This window comes from Frankia sp. BMG5.60, from assembly GCF_059428125.1.
This window is the reverse complement of the sequence record NZ_CM182091.1, coordinates 2,671,791-2,687,995: the sequence shown is the minus strand read 5'-3', so window position 1 is coordinate 2,687,995 and position 16,205 is coordinate 2,671,791. Positions and strand designations below refer to the sequence as shown.

Genomic DNA, 16,205 nt, shown 5'->3' with positions numbered 1-16,205 from the left:
CGTGGTCCTGCGACATCGTTACGGTGTACGGGTCGCGATGCGCCGTAGCGAAAGCGAGACGGTGTATCGTTCAGGCGTGGGTCGGCGAGTGCCGCTCATCCGCCGCGCTGGTGGCGCCGTGACGTGATCCCCTGAATCGTTCCGGAGGTGTGGGCCCATGGCTGTGCAGGCCGAGGCGTCGACGGCGGATGGCGCCGGCGGTGGCGCTGGCGACCGGTTGGATCCCGCGCTCGTCCGGCTGGCGCTGATCGTTCTCGTCGGAGCGGTCGTGGTGCAGCTCGACGCGACGATCGTGTCGGTCGCCCTCGACACCCTCGCGCGGTCCTTCGACGTGGGCGTGTCGACGATCCAGTGGGTCAGCACCGGCTACCTGCTGGCCCTCGCGGTGGTGATCCCGCTCACCGGCTGGTCGGTCGAACGCTTCGGGGGCAAGCGGATGTGGCTGGTGTCGCTGACGCTGTTCCTGGTGGGCTCCGTGCTCTGCGGGATCGCCTGGTCCGCGAGCAGCCTGATCGCCTTCCGGATCGTCCAGGGCGCGGGGGGCGGGCTGCTGCTGCCGCTGATGCAGACGATCCTCGCCCAGGCGGCCGGTCCCGCGCGGTTGGGTCGGCTCATGGCGACGGTGGCCGTCCCGGCCCTGCTCACCCCCGTGCTCGGCCCCGTCGTCGGCGGTGTGCTCATCGATGATCTTGGCTGGCGGTGGATCTTCCTCGTCAACGTGCCGGTCTGTGTCGTCGCCATCGCACTGGCCTGGCGCCTGATGCCCGAGATGCGGGTGGCGCAGCGCCATCCGTTCGACGGGGTCGGGTTCGCCCTGCTCTCGCCGGGGCTCGCCGTCGCGGTCTACGGCTTCTCCGAGGCGGGTCGGCGCGGCGACTTCGCCGACCCGAGGGTGCTGGTGCCCCTGATCGTCGGATTGGCGATGATCGCCGTGTTTGCCTGGCACGCGCTGCGGACCAGGATCGTCCCGTTGATCGATCTGCGCCTGTTCCGCTTCGCGTCGTTCTGCGGCTCCGCGGGGATGATGTTCCTGTTCGGGCTCTCGCTCTACGGCGCGATGTTGTTGCTTCCGCTCTACGAGCAGCAGGTGCGGGGGCGCAGCGCCATCGAGGCCGGGCTGCTGCTCGCGCCGCAGGGACTCGGCATGATGCTCGCGATGATCGTGGTCGGCCGGCTGGTCGATCGGACCAGCCCGCGGCTGCTCGTCCTGGTCGGGCTCGTGCTCAGTCTGCTGGGCTCGGTGGCCTACACCCAGGTCGGCACGCACACGAGCGAGGTCCTCCTCGGCGGCTCCCTGGTTCTGCGGGGAATGGGCCTCGCGGCCGCGTCGATCCCCGTCATGTCGGCGGCCTACCACGGACTACGTCCCACCGACATTCCCCGCGCCACCTCGGCGGTGCGTATCTTCCAGCAGATCGGCGGCTCTCTCGGTACCGCCGTGCTCGCGGTGGTCCTGGCCCATCAGCTACGCGGGACGGGGTCGGGTGGCGCCGCGGAGGATCTCGGCGCGCAGGCGCACGCCTACGCGGTGGCCTTCTGGTGGACGCTGGGATTCTCCGTACTCGCCGTTCCGATGGCCCTGCTGCTGCCGGGGCGAGCGGCCGGCAGCCCGCGGTCCGCGGCGCCACGGGACGGATCGGCCGCGGCGGAGTCGGCTGTCGGATCTGACCCGGGCACGCCGGGTCTCGCACCCGTCGAGCCGGGCCCGGTGGCGCGGCCGGTCTGACGGCCTCTCCTGAGCGGTGCCGCGGCAGTGGACGGCACCGAAGATCAGGGCCTGGAGTCGGGGTTGTCGGTGGCATCCCGCCAGGGCAGCGCGACGCTGACCAGCGTCGGGCCGCCGGGCGGGCTGTCGACGATCAGGGTGCCGTCGATGGCGTCCAGGCGTCCGGTCAGACCGGCGAGCCCCGTGCCGCAGCGGGGATCCGCGCCGCCGACGCCGTCGTCGCTGACCCGCAGCAGCAGGCTGGCCCCGTCGGGGCGGCGCAGCTCGATCGTGGCGGCGCTGGCCCGGCTGTGCTTGCTGATGTTGGTGAGCAGCTCCGACGCGGTGAAGTAGACGATGCCCTCCAGGGCGGCGGCCGGCCGGCTGCTCAGCTCGACGGCGGCCCGGGTGGGCACGGTGCACCGGGCGGCCAGCGAGGCCAGGGCCGCGGGCAGGCCGCGATCGGTGAGGATCGCGGGATGGATGCCGCGGGCGAGGTCGCGCAGCTCCTGCAGGGCGAGTTTCGCCTCGCCGTGCGCCTCGGCGACCATGAGGGCGGCGGCGTCAGGATCGTCGGCGAGCTTCTCCTTCGCCAGCCCCAGGCCCATGGCCAGCGCGACGAGCCGGGCCTGCGCGCCGTCGTGCAGGTCGCGTTCGATCCGCCGCAGGTCGGCGGCGGCGGAATCGGCGAGCGTGCCCCGGTCCGCCTCCAGTTCCCGGATCCGCCGCTCCACCCCCTCCGACGGAGAGAGCAGTCCGCGGATCATCGCCCGATCGACCGCGACGAGCCCGCGCGTGGCCGAGGGCAGCACCACCCAGCCCACGGTGAGTAGCAGCACCGCCGCCACGAAGCTGATGATGCTCCAGGGCAGGCGGATGAACAGGTACAACGCGGTGCGCCAGGACACCGGATCGGCCAGCGCGGCGAACATCGAGCCGAGCCCGCCGGCCCGCAGGCGTGGCCGCCGCGACGGCGCGTCGATCCGCAGGCCGAGCAGCCACCGTGCCCGGACCCGCTCGATGGTGCCCAACACGCGGCACAACTGCAGGCCGAACGCGAGCACGGGTATCCCGATCACCGTGACCACCAGGCCCGCACCGAGGGCCAGCGCCGTCGTCACGCAGACGAAGCCGATAATGCCCAAAGGGAGGTTCAGCAGCAGGAACAGAACACCCCGCCAGGTCGCGGCGCCCGCGGCGAGCCGTTGCCGGCGGGGCGCGGCGGCCTCGGCGGATCCGGCGCCTTCGGGGGTCGGGGCGGAGTCGGCCGTGGCGGCGACAGGCGCAGTCACCGGCTGCCGTCCTCCCACTGGATCTTCCCACCGGAATCGTCTCGGGCCGGTCCCCGCGGCCGGTCCGGGACGTGCGTCGAGAGTACCCCGATCATGGCTAAGCCGAGACTTTTGTCGGTGGGGGATGGTTGTCTTCTCGTAGATCCGGAGGGCATCCGCTTCCCACCCGGAAGCGGTCGGGCGACCACGAGGAGCTTGGGAGTCATGAAACTTCTCACGGCCACCGCGTACGCGCAGGGCCTGCGTGTCGACGATTTCCACTGGGCGGTGGAAGGTGAGCTCGTAACCATGCGTGCGTTCTGTGACATGCACCTGGACCGGCCGCACGGCCGGTGTGAGTGCGGCCGGGTCTTCGTCGGCCTGGGCTCTTTCTACGGAACGACGACGGCGATGGTCCGAGACCTTCCCGGAATCACGGAAACGGATTACCTGGAGGCATTGCGTAATAGTCTGGACGCGCAGGGGTGGGACGCCCGCCACGCCGACGCGGAGGCATCGCGCCTGCTCACAGAGGTCGACCGCTGGCCGGTGGGGGCGATCGTCGAGCGGTTCGTCGACGGGCTGTCGGTCCGGGCGCTGTCGGACGCGAGCATCGGCCGCGTGCCCGACCGCCACTGAGACTGCCCGGATCGGGTTCGGGTCTCCCGCCGTCGTGGCGGCGGGAGACCGATGCAAACCAGGGTGCCGGCGTGCCGGCGACTGGGTGACTCTCCCGGTGGCGAATCGGAATGGTGGAATTCCGCGGACGTCACCAGGAAACAGCAGGTACCGGAAGGCCGTGCGCGCTCAGGGATTTGGAGAGTACCTGCGCGATGTGCAACAAGAAATACAACCGGTCGACACCGGGTCGGCCGGTTCCGAGCGGTTGGTTCCGAGCGTCTGGTTCAGAGTGTCGGATTCAGGACAGCGGGTTCGGACCGCCCGGCTCGGACTGCTCGGCGAGGAAACGTTCGAGCGCCTCCCCGAGCTCATCGGCGGTCGGCAGCTTCTGCTCGGCGTCGATCGTGGGCAGGCTGGGGCCGCGCCGCCCCCGCTGGTAGGCGTCGTACTGCTCCTCCAACGCGTGGACGAGCGCCGCGGCCTCCCCGCCCTGGGCGATCTGGCTGTTGACCTCGTCCTGGACGGCGACCGCCGCGGAGCGCAGCCCGTCCAACGGAAGCATGAGGCCGGTCGCCTTCGACACGGACGTCAGCAGCACCTCGGTGGCCGCGGGGTAGGTCGTCTGGGCCAGGTAATGCGGAACGTGGACGGCGAAGCCCATCGCGTCCCGGCCGTCGCGGCCCAGCTCGTACTCCAGCAGGTGCCCGGCGCTGCCGGGGACCTGAAGCCGACGCAGCCACGGCTCGTAGCCGACGACCAGCTCCTTGCTGCTTCCGTGTGCCGTGATCGTCGCGGGGCGGGTGTGCGGAACCGCCATCGGCACGGCGTTGAGCCCAACAGTGAGGCGGACACCGAGCCGGGCCACCAGCCCGCGCACGGCCGCGGTGAAGCGCTTCCACTGCAGGTCCGGCTCGGGGCCGGTGAGCAGGAGGAACGGCGTGTCCGACTCGTCACGAAGCTGGTAGAGCGCGAGCACCGGGTCCGTGTAGCTCTCCCAGTGGTCCTCCGAGAAGATCATGGTCGGCCGCCGGGACCGGTAGTCCAGCAGTTGATCGATGTCGAACGTCGCGACGATGCGATGGTCGAGCGCGGTCAACAGGTGCTCGCCGGCGAGGCTGACCGCGTTGCCGGCGTCGACGACGCCGGTCAGCGCCTCCAGCATGATCGGGCGATGCGCGTCGATGGGGTCGTCGGACGCGTCCTCGGTGAGACTGTAAAGCTCCTGCGGATCAAGCACGATCGAGGTCCTCCTTACACCACCGGTCGCTTCCGTCACCTGAAAAGAAGCGCGGCAGGCGCCGCCGGCATTCCGCCGGGGCCGGGGACCACCGGACGACGGGCGTCGCCCGCCTCGGCCGCGCACCGGCCTGACGCCGCCCGGGTCTCATGCGCGATTTTACCCGCTTCCCGCCTCCTGTAGGGAGCCGACAACGAAGCCGTCACACGCTGCCGCTAGGCTCCCGGAAAAGTTTCGGCGCCCACCCGGATGCCTTTAGCAAGCCAGCCGGCTCGGTGCGGGAGCCCGACCCTGTCGACCAGGACCGCGGCCGCCCCACCTATACCGGTCCGGGACCGGTCCGGGACCGGAGTCGGCGCGCCCGATCGGGCCCGCGCCGCGTGGCGAGAGGCGGCACGCAATGACGGACACGCCGACGGGAACCGGGCCACGGCAGGGGCTGCAGCGGGGGCCACTGCGGGGCCCGCGGGGGGGCACCGTCACCGGACGCGGCGCTCCCGCGGCCATCGACGAGGTCGACGTCCGCCGCATCGAGGCCGTCTGTGCGCCGTTGCGGTCACTGAACACCGAGGGGCTGCTCGCCGGCCTGTTCGACGGGATCGACGGCGCCGCCGAACTGGTTGCGCTCGTCGCCACGTACTGCGTGCTCGACCACGCGGCGCTGCTGATCGCCGTCGACGACTTCGACGCCGCCCTGGCCGCGCTGGCCTCGCTCGGGCTCGAGCCCAGTGCGCTGGTCCCGAGCGTCATCGTGCGGGCCCGACTGGGCGAGCGTTACGGCGTGCGGTCGGACCTGCTCGACGTGCGCCTCACCCACGCGTCGCTGCGCTCCGATGCCGGCGCCGGCCGCACGGTCGAGATCTTCATGGTGCGGCGCACCCCCGAGCTGCCGCCCGGCCTCGTCGAGCAGGAGCGCGCCTTCGAGCTGGAACGGCACTTCGCGATGCGCCTGCCCGAGCCGAATCCGATCATCATCGAGGGGCTGCGCTGGGTGCTGCGGACCCGTGCGGAGTTCCACTGGGACGGCGGCGGTTACAACCCGCACGACCGGGCCGCCGCCGGCGGGACCAGCGTGCTGTACTTCCTGCGCCTCATCCCGGACGGGTCGGGCAAGATCCGCCGGGAACGCCTCGAGGTGAAGTTCTTCGGCGACTTTTCGGTGATCACCAGCACCCACACGACCACCCCGCCGGCGGGCGCGGACCCGCTGCTCGGTCTGCCCCGGCCCCGCGCCGTGCAGGACCGACCGGGGGTCGACGCCCCCGTGGTGCGCACCTCCTGGTACCGCACCTCCTGGTACCGCACTGGCTGGTACCGCACTGGCTGGTACATGGCACGCGGGATGGCCGAGGCCAGGCGTACCGCCGTCGACCGCTCCCGGCTGCTCGGCCGGGGGCGGCGGGACCCGGCCGACGGCTCGGGAGGCGGCCGGGCCGGCCGGGCCGGTGGGGGCGGCGGGTCGTGGCCCGGCCTGGGAGGCGACCCGACGTAGGCTCGCGCCGGTGAGGGTCCTGGTCACCGGCGCGACCGGCAAGGTCGGCGGAGCGGTCGTGCGGGCCGCGCTCGAGGCCGGCCTCCAGGTGCGGGCCCTGGTCCGCGACCCGGCCCGGGCGTCCGGCCTGCCGCGGCCGGTCGACGTCGTCGTGGGGGACGTCACCGACCCGGCAACGTTGCCGGCCGCCGTGGCCGGGACCGAGATCGTGTTCAACGCGATGGGCGTTCCCGAGCAGTGGCTGCCCGACGCAGACGAGTTCGACCGGGTCAACGTGGCCGGTTCGGACAACGTCGCACGGGCGGCGGCGCGGGCCGGCGTGCGCCGGCTGGTGCACACCAGCACAATCGACGTGTTCGACGCCCCGCCGGGCGGCCGCTTCGACGAGACCGCACTCGCCGCCGCCCCGAAGGCAACCCCGTACGAGCGTTCCAAGCAGCGCGCGGAACGGGCGGTGCTTGCCGCCGCCGGTGGCATGCAGGTGGTCATCGTCAACCCGGCCACCGTCTACGGCTTCCCGCCCTACGGGCCGACCTCGATGGAAAGCCGAATGTTCCGCCCGGCGCTGCGCGGGCTGCTGCCCGCCGTTCCACCCGGCGGGTTCGGGCTGGTCTTCACCGAGGGACTGGCTCGCGGCCACCTCGCGGCCGCCCGCGCGGGCCGCCCCGGCGCGCGGTACATCCTCTCCGACGCGCACGTCGGCCTGCGGGAGCTGACCGCGGCGGTCGTCGTCGCCGGGGGGCGTGGTCGCCCGCCGGCCGTCACCATCCCGGCCGCGGCGGCCTCGGCGCTCGCCGCGGGCGGCGAGGCGGTGGCCAGGCTGACCCGCCGACCGCCGCCGCTGGCTCGCGGCCAGCTCCACTACCTGCGGTGGAACGCGATCCCGGACGCCACCCGGGCCCAGACCGAGCTCGGCTGGGAACCGACCCCGCTGGCCGAGGGCCTGCGCCGCACCCTCGCGGAGCTCGACCGCGCCTGACCCGGATCCGCGGCCACCGGTGGCCAGCCGACGAGGTTCTCCGGCCAGCCGACGAGGTTCTCCGGCCAGCCGACGAGGTTCTCCGGCCAGCCGATGAGGCTCTCCGGTCAGTCGACGAGGTTCTCCGGTCGGCCGTCGCGGACGTACTGGTCGAGCTGACGGGCGATCACGTTCCAGATTCGCTGCGACACGCCGGTGGTCATGCCGCCCACGTGCGGGGTGAGCAGCAGGCCCGGGGCCCGCCACAGCGGATGTTCAGGCGGCAGCGGCTCCGGATCGGTGACGTCCAGCGCCGCCCGCAGCCGCCCGGACTCGAGCTCCGCCAGCAGCGCCGACGTCACGACATGGGCCCCGCGGGCGGCGTTGACCAGGATCGCGCCGTCGGGCATGCGGGCGAGGAAGGCGGCGTCGACCAGGCCGCGCAGCTCGTCGGCGAGCGGCAGCATCACCACCACGGCGTCGTGGTGGGGCAGCAGGTCCGGCACCTCGTCGAGGGTGTGCACGCCGGGCCGCGCCCGCCTGGCGACCATGCTGACCTCGGTCTCGAACGGTTCGAGCCGCCGACGCAGCGCGGTGCCGAGATCGCCCGCGCCTAGGATGAGCACCCGCCGGCCGGCGAGGGTCCCCGTCTGGCGCGGCTCCCAGCGGCCGGCGGCGGCGTCGGTGAGGAACCGCGGGATCTCGCGGTAGAGGGCGAGCAGCGCGCCCACTGCCCATTCGGCGGTGGAACCGCCGTGCGCGCCCCGGGCATTCGACAGGGCCACCCCCGCCGGCAGCCGGCCGTGCCACTGGTCGGTTCCGGCGCTGATGGTCTGCACCAGGCGCAGCTTCGGCAGCTCCCGCATCGCGTCGAGCTGGCGCTGCACCTCGCTCCCCGCCACGACCAGCACCTCGGCCTCGCGGGCCGCCGTCGGCAGGGAAGCGTCCGGGTCGTACCGCAGCGGCTCGATCCCGGGGACCGCCGACAGCGCCGCGACGCCGCCGTCGGTCGGGACGAGGACGAGGACGGGTCTGGACAAGAAGCCTCCCTGCACTGCGCCGTTATGACCCTTCTGTCGTACCAGAGCCCCGGGTCGGGCCCTACCCGCGGCCGCGCGTTACGGGCACGTACGCTCCGCCCCCTCTCTTTTCGCTGGAGGAAAGCCCTGCCACCTTGCAGGGACAAAACGGACACAGAGGGGATGGACGGACAGAAGATGAACGCGGATGCCCGCACCGGCGGGCAGGGCGGTTCCGCCTGCGTGGCCGACATGGTGCGCCCGGTGCAGATTTGCGCAGGTAAGCGCGGCCGTCGTCACATAGCGCGGTCCAGGGCGCCGATGGGCGGGAAATACCGCTTATTGTGGTAGGTCTATCCGGTCATTTCGCCGGCATCATCGCGGGGAGGGGCGGCGACGTGAAGCGACCGGTGCCCACCTCAGCCTCCCCTGACGCTCCGCCTGCGGAAGGCCGGTCCAATCCGCCCGCTGCTCGGGGGAATGCCGGGTCCGCCGCGGCGGGGGCGGTCGATCCTCCGACGGCCGCCGACCCGAGATCGCCGGCCACCGATGCGGCGGTAGGCACCGACGACGCCACGGCGCCGACCTACCGTGGGCCCTCGGCCGCGTCCACCCGGCCTGTCGCGTCGCCGTTGTCCGCCGTCCCGGGCGGGCCGGTCGCCGGCGGACCCGGGGATCCGACGGGTGGTTCGGGGGACCCGGGCGGCGGGTCCGGGGTCGAGCCGGCCGCGCGGGGTCCTGGCCGCCGCCGCGGCGTGGGGTCCCGGATCACGCTCATCCTCGCGGCCGTGCTGAGCGTCGCCGTCCTCGCCGCGACGGTGTCGGGCTGGGTGGTCCTCACCGTCTACGACCGCAAGATCGCGCGGGCGAGCATCGCCCTGCCGCACGTCGACGTCTCCCGGCCCCCGGCGCTGCCGGCGGGGACGGAGAACTGGCTGCTCGTCGGCTCCGACGTGCGGACCGGCACGGACGCCGCGAAGGTCGGCGGGGCCCGCTCCGACACGATGATGATCGCGCACCTGTCGTCGGACGGCACGACCCAGATCGTCTCGATCCCGCGGGACCTCTACCTGCCGATCCCCGCCTACACCGACGGCGACGGCGGCACCCACCGCGCGCGCCGCGACCGGGTGAACAGCGCCTTCAACAGCGGCGGCCCGGCCCTGCTGGTCGCGACCCTGGAGCAGCTCACCGGGGTGCGCATCGACCACTACGCCGAGATCGACTTCGGCGGCTTCCAGCAGATGACGACCGCCATCGGCGGGGTCGACGTCTGCCTGACCGCCTCCCCGTACGTCGAGACGGTCACCCTCGACAACGGCCGGCGGGTCCACTCGACCAACCTCAACGATCCCAGCTCCGGGTTCGTCGGGCAGCCGGGCAACAACCACCTCGTCGGCGCGCAGGCCCTCGCCTTCGTCCGCCAGCGCCACGGATTCATCGACGGCGACCTGTCCCGCATCCACCGCCAGCAGGCGTTCCTGGCGGCGGTGTTCCGCAAGGTGTCCTCCGGCGATGTGCTGCTGCGTCCCGCCAAGCTCGCCGCGTTCCTCGGGGCCGTCACCCGGTCCACGGTCCTCGACGACGCCACCGACCTCGCCGACCTGCGCCGGCTCGCCAGCCGGCTGCGCGGCATGAACAGCGGTGCGGTGACCTTCGCGACGATCCCGGTCACCGGGCAGGTCGCCCACCCGGCGTTCTACTTCCTCTACGATCCCGACGCCGTGCGCGCCTTCTTCGCCCGCACGATGGGCGACGGCGACAGCGAGGCCGGCGCCGTGGGTGCCGGAGCGTCGCCGGGCACCGACCCCCTCGCCTCACCCGGCGCCACCCCGCAGCCCGGTCCGAGCCCCTCGGCCACCGCCCCGGCCACCGCCCCGGCCACCGCCCCGGCCGCCGGCACGGACGAGGCCGCCGCCGTCCAGACCGCCGCCGTCCAGACCGCCGCCGCCTCCTCCTCGTCGGCGTCGGCGTCGGCGTCGGTCGGAGCTTCGCGCACCTCCGGCCGGGTCAGCCTGGCGGGCTCCGGCCTCGTCGTCGCCGGGCCGTCCCTGCCGGGCGCTGCCATCACCCCCCGGATCACGACGCCGGGTTCCGCCCCGAGTGCCAAGGCCGCCGGGCCGGCAGGCGCGACCGCGACGGCAAGCCCGACGGCCGTGCCGACGACGACGGCCGTAGCCTCCTGCATCCAGTGATCGTGCCCGCCGGGTGATCGTGCCCGCCGGGCGGCCCGTTGCTCTAGCCCTTGAGTAGCGCGCGGGACATGACGACGCGCTGGACCTGGTTGGTGCCCTCGTAAATCTGGGTGATCTTGGCGTCGCGCATCATCCGCTCGACCGGGAAGTCGCGGGTGTAGCCGGCGCCGCCGAAGAGCTGCACCGCGTCGGTGGTGACCTCCATCGCCACGTCCGAGGCGAAGCACTTGGCGGCGGCGGAGACGAATCCGAGGTTGGGCTCGCCGCGCTCGGCCCGGGCGGCCGAGACGTAGACGAGGTGGCGGGCCGCCTCGATCTTCATGCCCATGTCGGCGAGCATGAACTGGACGGCCTGGTTGTCGGCGATCGCCCGACCGAACTGGCGGCGCTGCTTGACGTAGGCGATGGCGGCGTCGAGCGCCCCCTGGGCGATGCCCACGGCCTGCGCGCCGATCGTCGGCCGGGTGTGGTCGAGGGTGGCGAGCGCCGTGCGCAGGCCGGTACCCGGTTCGCCGATGATGCGGTCGGCGGGGATCGTGCAGCCGGTGAAGTGGACCTCCCGGGTGGGGGAGCCCTTGATGCCGAGCTTGCGTTCCTTCGAGCCGACCTCGAAGCCGGGGTCGTCGCGGTGCACGACGAAGGCGGAGATGCCGTCGGCCTTCTTCGCCGCGTTCTGGTCGGTCACGGCCATCACGGTGTACCAGGTCGACACGCCGGCGTTGGTGATCCAGGTCTTGGTGCCGTCGAGGATCCAGTGGTCGCCGTCGAGGCGGGCGCGGGTGCGCATCGAGGCGGTGTCGGAGCCCGCCTCCCGCTCGGAGAGCGCGTAGGAGATCATCGCCTCGCCGCTGGCCAGGGAGGGCAGCACGAGGCGCTTGAGCTCCTCGGAGCCGGCGAGGATGATCGGCATGCTGCCGAGCTTGTTCACCGCGGGGATCAGCGAGCTCGACGCGCAGACGCGGGCGACCTCCTCGATGACGATGCAGGTGGCCACCGAGTCCGCACCCTGGCCGCCGTAGCTCTCCGGCACGTGCACCGCGGCGAACCCGGCCCGGTCGAGCGCCTCCTGCGCCTCCACCGGGTACCGCTCGTGCTCGTCGACGTCCCCGGCGAACGGCGCGATGTCCTTCTCGGCCAGGGTGCGCACCGCCTCGCGCAGCGCGGTGTGCTCCTCGGCGAGCCGATAGAGGTCGAAGCTCGGGTTCACAGCAGGCCGCCTTGGTCGTCGGGTCCTCGGATGGCACGGAGGGTCAGGCCGCGCACGGGATTCAGGCTGCGTCGTTGTTGAGGCTGCGTCGTTGTTCAGGCTGCGTCGTTGTTCAGGCCGCGTAGTTGTGGAAGCCGCGGCCGGTCTTCTTGCCGAGCAGCCCGGCGTCGACCATCCGCATGAGCAGCGGCGGCGGCGAGTACAGAGGCTCCTTGAACTCCTCGTACATCGACTCGGCCACCGCCTTGATGGTGTCGAGGCCGATGAGGTCGCACAGGCGCAGCGGGCCCATCGGGTGGGCGCAGCCGAGCACCATGCCGCGGTCGATGTCGTCCGCGACGGCGAAGCCGGACTCCAGCATCCGCACCGCGGCCAGCAGGTAGGGAACGAGCAGCGAGTTCACCACGAAGCCGGCCCGGTCCTTGGAGCGGATGACCTCCTTGCCGAGCCGGCCGGTGACGAAGCCCTCGGCGGCGGTCTCGGTCGCCGGCGCCGTCAGCAGCGACGGGACGATCTCGACGAGCTTCTGGACGGGCACCGGGTTGAAGAAGTGGATGCCGACGACCTGCTCCGGCCGGGACGTCGCCATGCCCAGCTTCATGATCGGAATGGACGAGGTGTTGGAGGCGAAGATCGCGTCCGGCCGCGTCACGACCTTGTCGAGTGCCCCGAAGATGTCCGCCTTGAGCTGCTCGTTCTCGGCGACCGCCTCGATCACGACGTCGCGGTCGGCGAAGTCGCCGAGATCGGTGGTGAAGCTCAGCCGCGCGAGCACCGCGTCCCGGTCCGCCTCGGTCAGCTTGCCGCCGCGGACCCCGCGGTCCAGCGAGGACGTCAGCCGCTTGCGACCCGCGCTCAGGGCCGGCTCGTCGATCTCACGGACGGCGACGTCCAGGCCCGCGCGGGCGGCGACCTCGGCGATCCCGGAGCCCATCAGCCCGCACCCGATCACGCCCAGGCGGGTGAACGTGGAACCCGGGTCGGCCTCGGTGGCGGCCACCTGGTCGGCGGCCACCTGGTCGACGTGGCCCGCTGTCTGCACCGCATCCACCGAAGTCACTCCTCGCGCTCGCCTGATCCCGGATCTGCTGGGGGACATCGACGGTGCCGGAACCGCGGCAGCCACGACGATCGGCCACGCGGGCGCGGCACGTCAACCGCAGGCGGCGCGCGACGGATCTCGGCCCGCTTCCACGAGGCGTCAGGCGGCTGGGGCGACGGCTCCGGACACCGCTTCCGTGTCCGCGGCCCAGCGTAGTCCGTGCGCCTGTTCCGCTCATCAGATCGAACGTCGGCCCAGGTCAGGACTTCAACAGCAACGACCAGACCGGCAGCGTGACGAACGACAGCGGCACCCCGACTCCCACCAGCAGGCTGGGCAGCGGGGTGGCGAGATCGTGCCGGGCGGCGATGAGCGCGCCGGCGACCATCGGTGGCATCGCCGCCTCGAACAGCGCGATCGTCACGTCGTGGTCGCCGAGCGTCCCGGTCAGCGCGTAGACCCCCACCACCAGCGCGGGGGCGACGGCCAGCTTCACCCCGAGGCCGAGCGCCAGCTCGCGCCACCACCGCCGGACGGCCCGCACCTCCAGTTGCATGCCGATCGAGAACAGTGCGAGCGGCGTGAGGGTCGCGCCGAGCGAGGCCAGCGCCGAGTCCAGCCAGCCGGGGAAGGCCAACGGACGCAGCGCCAGCGCGGCCACCAGGGCGAACAGCGCCGGCGCGGTCAGGACGCGGCGAGCCAGCTCCGCGCGCGGCAGGGAGGCCCCGGCGATGATCGTGACGGCGCCGAGCACCACGGTGTTGAGCAGCAGGAACGAACCGAGCTGGTCGACGAGTACGGCGATCGGCACCGACGACGCCCCGAAGAAGACCGTGACCATCGGGAAGCCGACGAAGCTGGTGTTGGCCACCGCCGTCGCGGCGACCAGGGCCGTCACCGTCTGGCGGGACAGCCCCATCGGCCGCGCCGCGAGCAGGTACAGCGCCGTGGACAGGACGAACAGCAGGTAGGGCGCGGCCACCACGAGCGCGAGGTTGCCCGGGAAGGTCACGGTATGCATGGCGCGCAGGACGAGCGCCGGCAGTGCGATGTCGAGCAGCCAGGTGTTGACGACCGAGGCGGCCTGGGCGGGCAGCCGCTGCCGGCGCCGGACCACGATGCCCGCGACCAGGCCGACGAGCAGGACGACCAGGGCGGACATCCGGCCATCGTGGCAGTCGGCGCCACCGTGCAGGGCCGCACGTGGGCGAGCCCACGTCGGCCGGGCCCCGGGCAGCCCCAGGGGCGGGCAGCTCAGCCGCTGTCAGCGGCGGCGCTCCGCCCGGCGCCGGCGTGCCCATCGCACCCGGCGCAGCAGCCGGGGGAACGCGATGTTCGCGGCGAACAGCGCCGCGGCGAGCAGGTAGTTGCCCTCGCCCAGGCGTTCCTGACCGGGCAGGGGCAGCAGCGTGTAGGTGATCAGGACGAGGGCGGCCAGCAGCAGCGTGCCGACCATCACCCCGCCGATCCAGGGCGGCGAGTCGCTCATCGACCGCGACCGCCGGCCCGCCGGCCGGGAACGCGCACCGTCCATCGCCACCGCCGAGTTACTCCTCACGGGTCGTTGTGGCGGACATCCTGTTGTCATTGTGGAGGACGGCTGGCAGATTGACGGATCAGTTCTGCCGAACCGTCGGATGCCCGTTTCGTGCCTGCATTGGCCCGGTCGGTGACCTGCCGGTCGGCCCGGCGGATCGGAGGTGCCGGTGGCGGCTCCCGTGCTCACCGCGCCCGGCGGGATTGCCTGGCGTGACGGTAAACGGTATATGTGGCTGACCGCCATCATCGTGCCACTGCTGGCGATCGTGAGCTATGGGCTGTGGCACCGTACGGGCCTCGGGGTGCATTGGTGGATCACCCCGCTGTTCGTCTTCGTCCTTGTCCCGCTGCTGGACATATCGACCCCGGCGGATTCGGTGAATCCTCCCGAAGAGATCCGGGCCGCTCTCGAAGCGGATCGTTTCTACCGCCGGTGCACCTACCTCTACCTGCCGCTGGCCGGCATCGCTCTGGTCCTCGGCGCCGCGGCCTGGGCGGGCGGCGAACTGTCGGCGGCCGCCCGCGTCGGCGCGGTGGTCTCGGTCGGCACGGTGACCGGGGTGGGCATCACGACGGCCCACGAACTGGGCCACAAGCGGGCTCGACTCGAACGGTGGCTGGCGCGGCTGATGCTCGCCCCCACCTGCTACGGCCACTTCTACGTCGAGCACAACCGGGGTCATCACGTTCGGGTCGCGACGCCGGCCGACCCGGCCAGCGCCCGTCTCGGGGAGGGCTTCTGGCGCTTCTGGCCGCGCACCGTGGTGGGCGGCCTGCGGTCGGCCTGGTCGTTGGAGAGCCGCCGGCTGCGGCTGCGCGGCGCACGGGTGATCTCGCTGCGCAACGAGGTGCTGCTCGGCTGGCTGCTCACCGCCGTCCTGTTCGGCTCGCTGGCCGCCGCCTTCGGGCCGTCGGTGCTCGTCTTCCTCGCCGCGCAGGGGGTGTTCGGGTTCACCCTGCTCGAAGGCGTCAACTACATCGAGCACTACGGGTTGGCCCGGGCCCGTACCGCAGACGGGCGCCACGAGCCCGTCACCCCGCGACATAGCTGGAACAGCGACGCGGTGACCAGCAATCTGGCGCTCTACCAGCTCCAACGGCACAGCGATCATCACGCCCATCCCACCCGGCGCTATCAGGTCCTGCGTTCGTTCGAGGAGTCGCCGCAACTGCCGGCGGGATACGCCACGCTGCTGCTCGCCGCCTACCTGCCCCCGGTGTGGTTCCGGCTGATGGACGGCCGCGTCGTCGCCCACTACGGCGGCGACCTGAGCCGGGCGAACGTGCATCCGCCGCGGCAGCGCGCTCTGGCGGCCCGTTACCGGGCTTAGCGGATCCCGTCCCACATCGCACCCGCCGGCGCGATCCGCGACCGCGACGGTTCCATCGGGATGGGCGTCCGGGGCCGCTCCTCGTCCGAGGCCGGCCGGGCCGGGGCGGCGGCCGACGCCCGGGAGTCGGCGGAGGCCCTCGCGGCGGGATCGGCAGCGCCGTCCGGCCCGGCGGCGGCCCGGCCCGCGTCGGGCGCCACCAGCGACGCCGACCCCGCCGACGCGAAGCTGCGGGACTCCCCGCGGTCGTAGGCGAGCAGATCCTGGCAGAGATCGCGGTAACCGCGCAGCGCCATGCGCAGGTCCTCCGTCGACGCCTCGCCGCGGGAGCGCCACGCCTCGCGCAGGTCGCCGCGCTGCGCCTCGATCCGATCCTGCAGGGCGCGCACCGCCTCGTCGACCAGACGGTCGGCCTGCTCGACCGCGGCCCGAGGATCGTCGACGAAGCCGAGCAGGATCTCCCGCCACCGGTCGGCGTCGCGCCCCTGGCCGGGCCGGGAGTTCGCCGCGGGGCGGCGGTCGTGCCTGATGCCGTCGAGGCTCATGACGGTCCTTCCTGTCGTGCTACGAGGGGGGCCGGCCACAGGG

Annotated in this window: 14 protein-coding genes; 6 read left to right on the top strand and 8 right to left on the bottom strand. The window is 72.8% G+C overall.

Annotation, left to right across the window (positions count from 1 at the left end):
* The first annotated feature begins 157 nt into the window (after positions 1-157).
* On the top strand, positions 158-1,726 hold the full coding sequence (locus tag AC5R91_RS10790) for a DHA2 family efflux MFS transporter permease subunit (RefSeq protein WP_495397009.1): 1,569 nt from the start codon (positions 158-160) through the stop codon (positions 1,724-1,726).
* A gap of 44 nt (positions 1,727-1,770) precedes the next feature.
* Here AC5R91_RS10790 and AC5R91_RS10785 read toward each other — a convergent pair whose 3' ends face one another.
* Entirely contained in the window at positions 1,771-2,997 is a 1,227-nt protein-coding gene (locus tag AC5R91_RS10785; protein ID WP_495397008.1) for a sensor histidine kinase, read from the bottom strand.
* A gap of 204 nt (positions 2,998-3,201) precedes the next feature.
* On the opposite strand from AC5R91_RS10785, the gene AC5R91_RS10780 reads away from it, so the two are divergent.
* Positions 3,202-3,615, top strand: coding sequence for a DUF7715 family protein (locus AC5R91_RS10780; protein ID WP_495397007.1), 414 nt, complete (start codon positions 3,202-3,204; stop codon positions 3,613-3,615).
* A 280-nt stretch (positions 3,616-3,895) separates the two neighbouring features.
* Here the strand turns inward: AC5R91_RS10780 and AC5R91_RS10775 are convergent, their stop codons facing one another.
* Positions 3,896-4,834, bottom strand: coding sequence for a PAC2 family protein (locus AC5R91_RS10775; RefSeq protein ID WP_495397006.1), 939 nt, complete (start codon positions 4,832-4,834; stop codon positions 3,896-3,898).
* Between the two features lie 400 nt (positions 4,835-5,234).
* Between AC5R91_RS10775 and AC5R91_RS10770 the strand changes: the two genes are divergently transcribed.
* A complete protein-coding gene (locus tag AC5R91_RS10770; protein ID WP_495397005.1) occupies positions 5,235-6,326 on the top strand; it encodes a hypothetical protein in 1,092 nt (363 codons plus the stop codon).
* A gap of 10 nt (positions 6,327-6,336) precedes the next feature.
* Entirely contained in the window at positions 6,337-7,305 is a 969-nt protein-coding gene (locus tag AC5R91_RS10765; protein WP_495397004.1) for an NAD-dependent epimerase/dehydratase family protein, read from the top strand.
* Positions 7,306-7,412: 107 nt separating this feature from the next.
* Here AC5R91_RS10765 and AC5R91_RS10760 read toward each other — a convergent pair whose 3' ends face one another.
* Positions 7,413-8,324, bottom strand: a complete 912-nt coding sequence (locus tag AC5R91_RS10760; protein ID WP_495397003.1) for a 2-hydroxyacid dehydrogenase — start codon at positions 8,322-8,324, stop codon at positions 7,413-7,415.
* Positions 8,325-8,935: 611 nt separating this feature from the next.
* Between AC5R91_RS10760 and AC5R91_RS10755 the strand changes: the two genes are divergently transcribed.
* On the top strand, positions 8,936-10,498 hold the full coding sequence (locus tag AC5R91_RS10755; RefSeq protein WP_495397002.1) for an LCP family protein: 1,563 nt from the start codon (positions 8,936-8,938) through the stop codon (positions 10,496-10,498).
* 43 nt (positions 10,499-10,541) lie between these two features.
* Here AC5R91_RS10755 and AC5R91_RS10750 read toward each other — a convergent pair whose 3' ends face one another.
* The 4 genes from AC5R91_RS10750 to AC5R91_RS10735 all read right to left on the bottom strand — a co-directional run bounded on the left by AC5R91_RS10750 (position 10,542) and on the right by AC5R91_RS10735 (position 14,236).
* On the bottom strand, positions 10,542-11,705 hold the full coding sequence (locus AC5R91_RS10750; protein ID WP_495397001.1) for an acyl-CoA dehydrogenase family protein: 1,164 nt from the start codon (positions 11,703-11,705) through the stop codon (positions 10,542-10,544).
* 112 nt (positions 11,706-11,817) lie between these two features.
* Positions 11,818-12,705, bottom strand: coding sequence for a 3-hydroxybutyryl-CoA dehydrogenase (locus AC5R91_RS10745; protein ID WP_495397937.1), 888 nt, complete (start codon positions 12,703-12,705; stop codon positions 11,818-11,820).
* A 301-nt stretch (positions 12,706-13,006) separates the two neighbouring features.
* Positions 13,007-13,909: an AEC family transporter gene (locus tag AC5R91_RS10740; RefSeq protein WP_495397000.1), complete on the bottom strand. Its 903-nt coding sequence runs from the start codon at positions 13,907-13,909 to the stop codon at positions 13,007-13,009.
* Between the two features lie 102 nt (positions 13,910-14,011).
* Positions 14,012-14,236: a hypothetical protein gene (locus AC5R91_RS10735; protein WP_495396999.1), complete on the bottom strand. Its 225-nt coding sequence runs from the start codon at positions 14,234-14,236 to the stop codon at positions 14,012-14,014.
* 217 nt (positions 14,237-14,453) lie between these two features.
* On the opposite strand from AC5R91_RS10735, the gene AC5R91_RS10730 reads away from it, so the two are divergent.
* Positions 14,454-15,617: an alkane 1-monooxygenase gene (locus AC5R91_RS10730; protein WP_495396998.1), complete on the top strand. Its 1,164-nt coding sequence runs from the start codon at positions 14,454-14,456 to the stop codon at positions 15,615-15,617.
* Here the strand turns inward: AC5R91_RS10730 and AC5R91_RS10725 are convergent.
* Positions 15,614-16,162, bottom strand: a complete 549-nt coding sequence (locus AC5R91_RS10725; protein WP_495396997.1) for a hypothetical protein — start codon at positions 16,160-16,162, stop codon at positions 15,614-15,616. The two genes, AC5R91_RS10730 and AC5R91_RS10725, sit on opposite strands and share 4 nt — an antisense overlap.
* Between the last annotated feature and the right edge of the window lie 43 nt (positions 16,163-16,205).

Coding starts and splice junctions, on each gene's coding strand:
- AC5R91_RS10725 (WP_495396997.1), bottom strand. CDS start 16,162: ATGAGCCTCGACGGCATCAGGCACGACCGCCGCCCCGCGGCGAACTCC.
- AC5R91_RS10780 (WP_495397007.1), top strand. CDS start 3,202: ATGAAACTTCTCACGGCCACCGCGTACGCGCAGGGCCTGCGTGTCGAC.
- AC5R91_RS10735 (WP_495396999.1), bottom strand. CDS start 14,236: ATGAGCGACTCGCCGCCCTGGATCGGCGGGGTGATGGTCGGCACGCTG.
- AC5R91_RS10790 (WP_495397009.1), top strand. CDS start 158: ATGGCTGTGCAGGCCGAGGCGTCGACGGCGGATGGCGCCGGCGGTGGC.
- AC5R91_RS10770 (WP_495397005.1), top strand. CDS start 5,235: ATGACGGACACGCCGACGGGAACCGGGCCACGGCAGGGGCTGCAGCGG.
- AC5R91_RS10740 (WP_495397000.1), bottom strand. CDS start 13,909: ATGTCCGCCCTGGTCGTCCTGCTCGTCGGCCTGGTCGCGGGCATCGTG.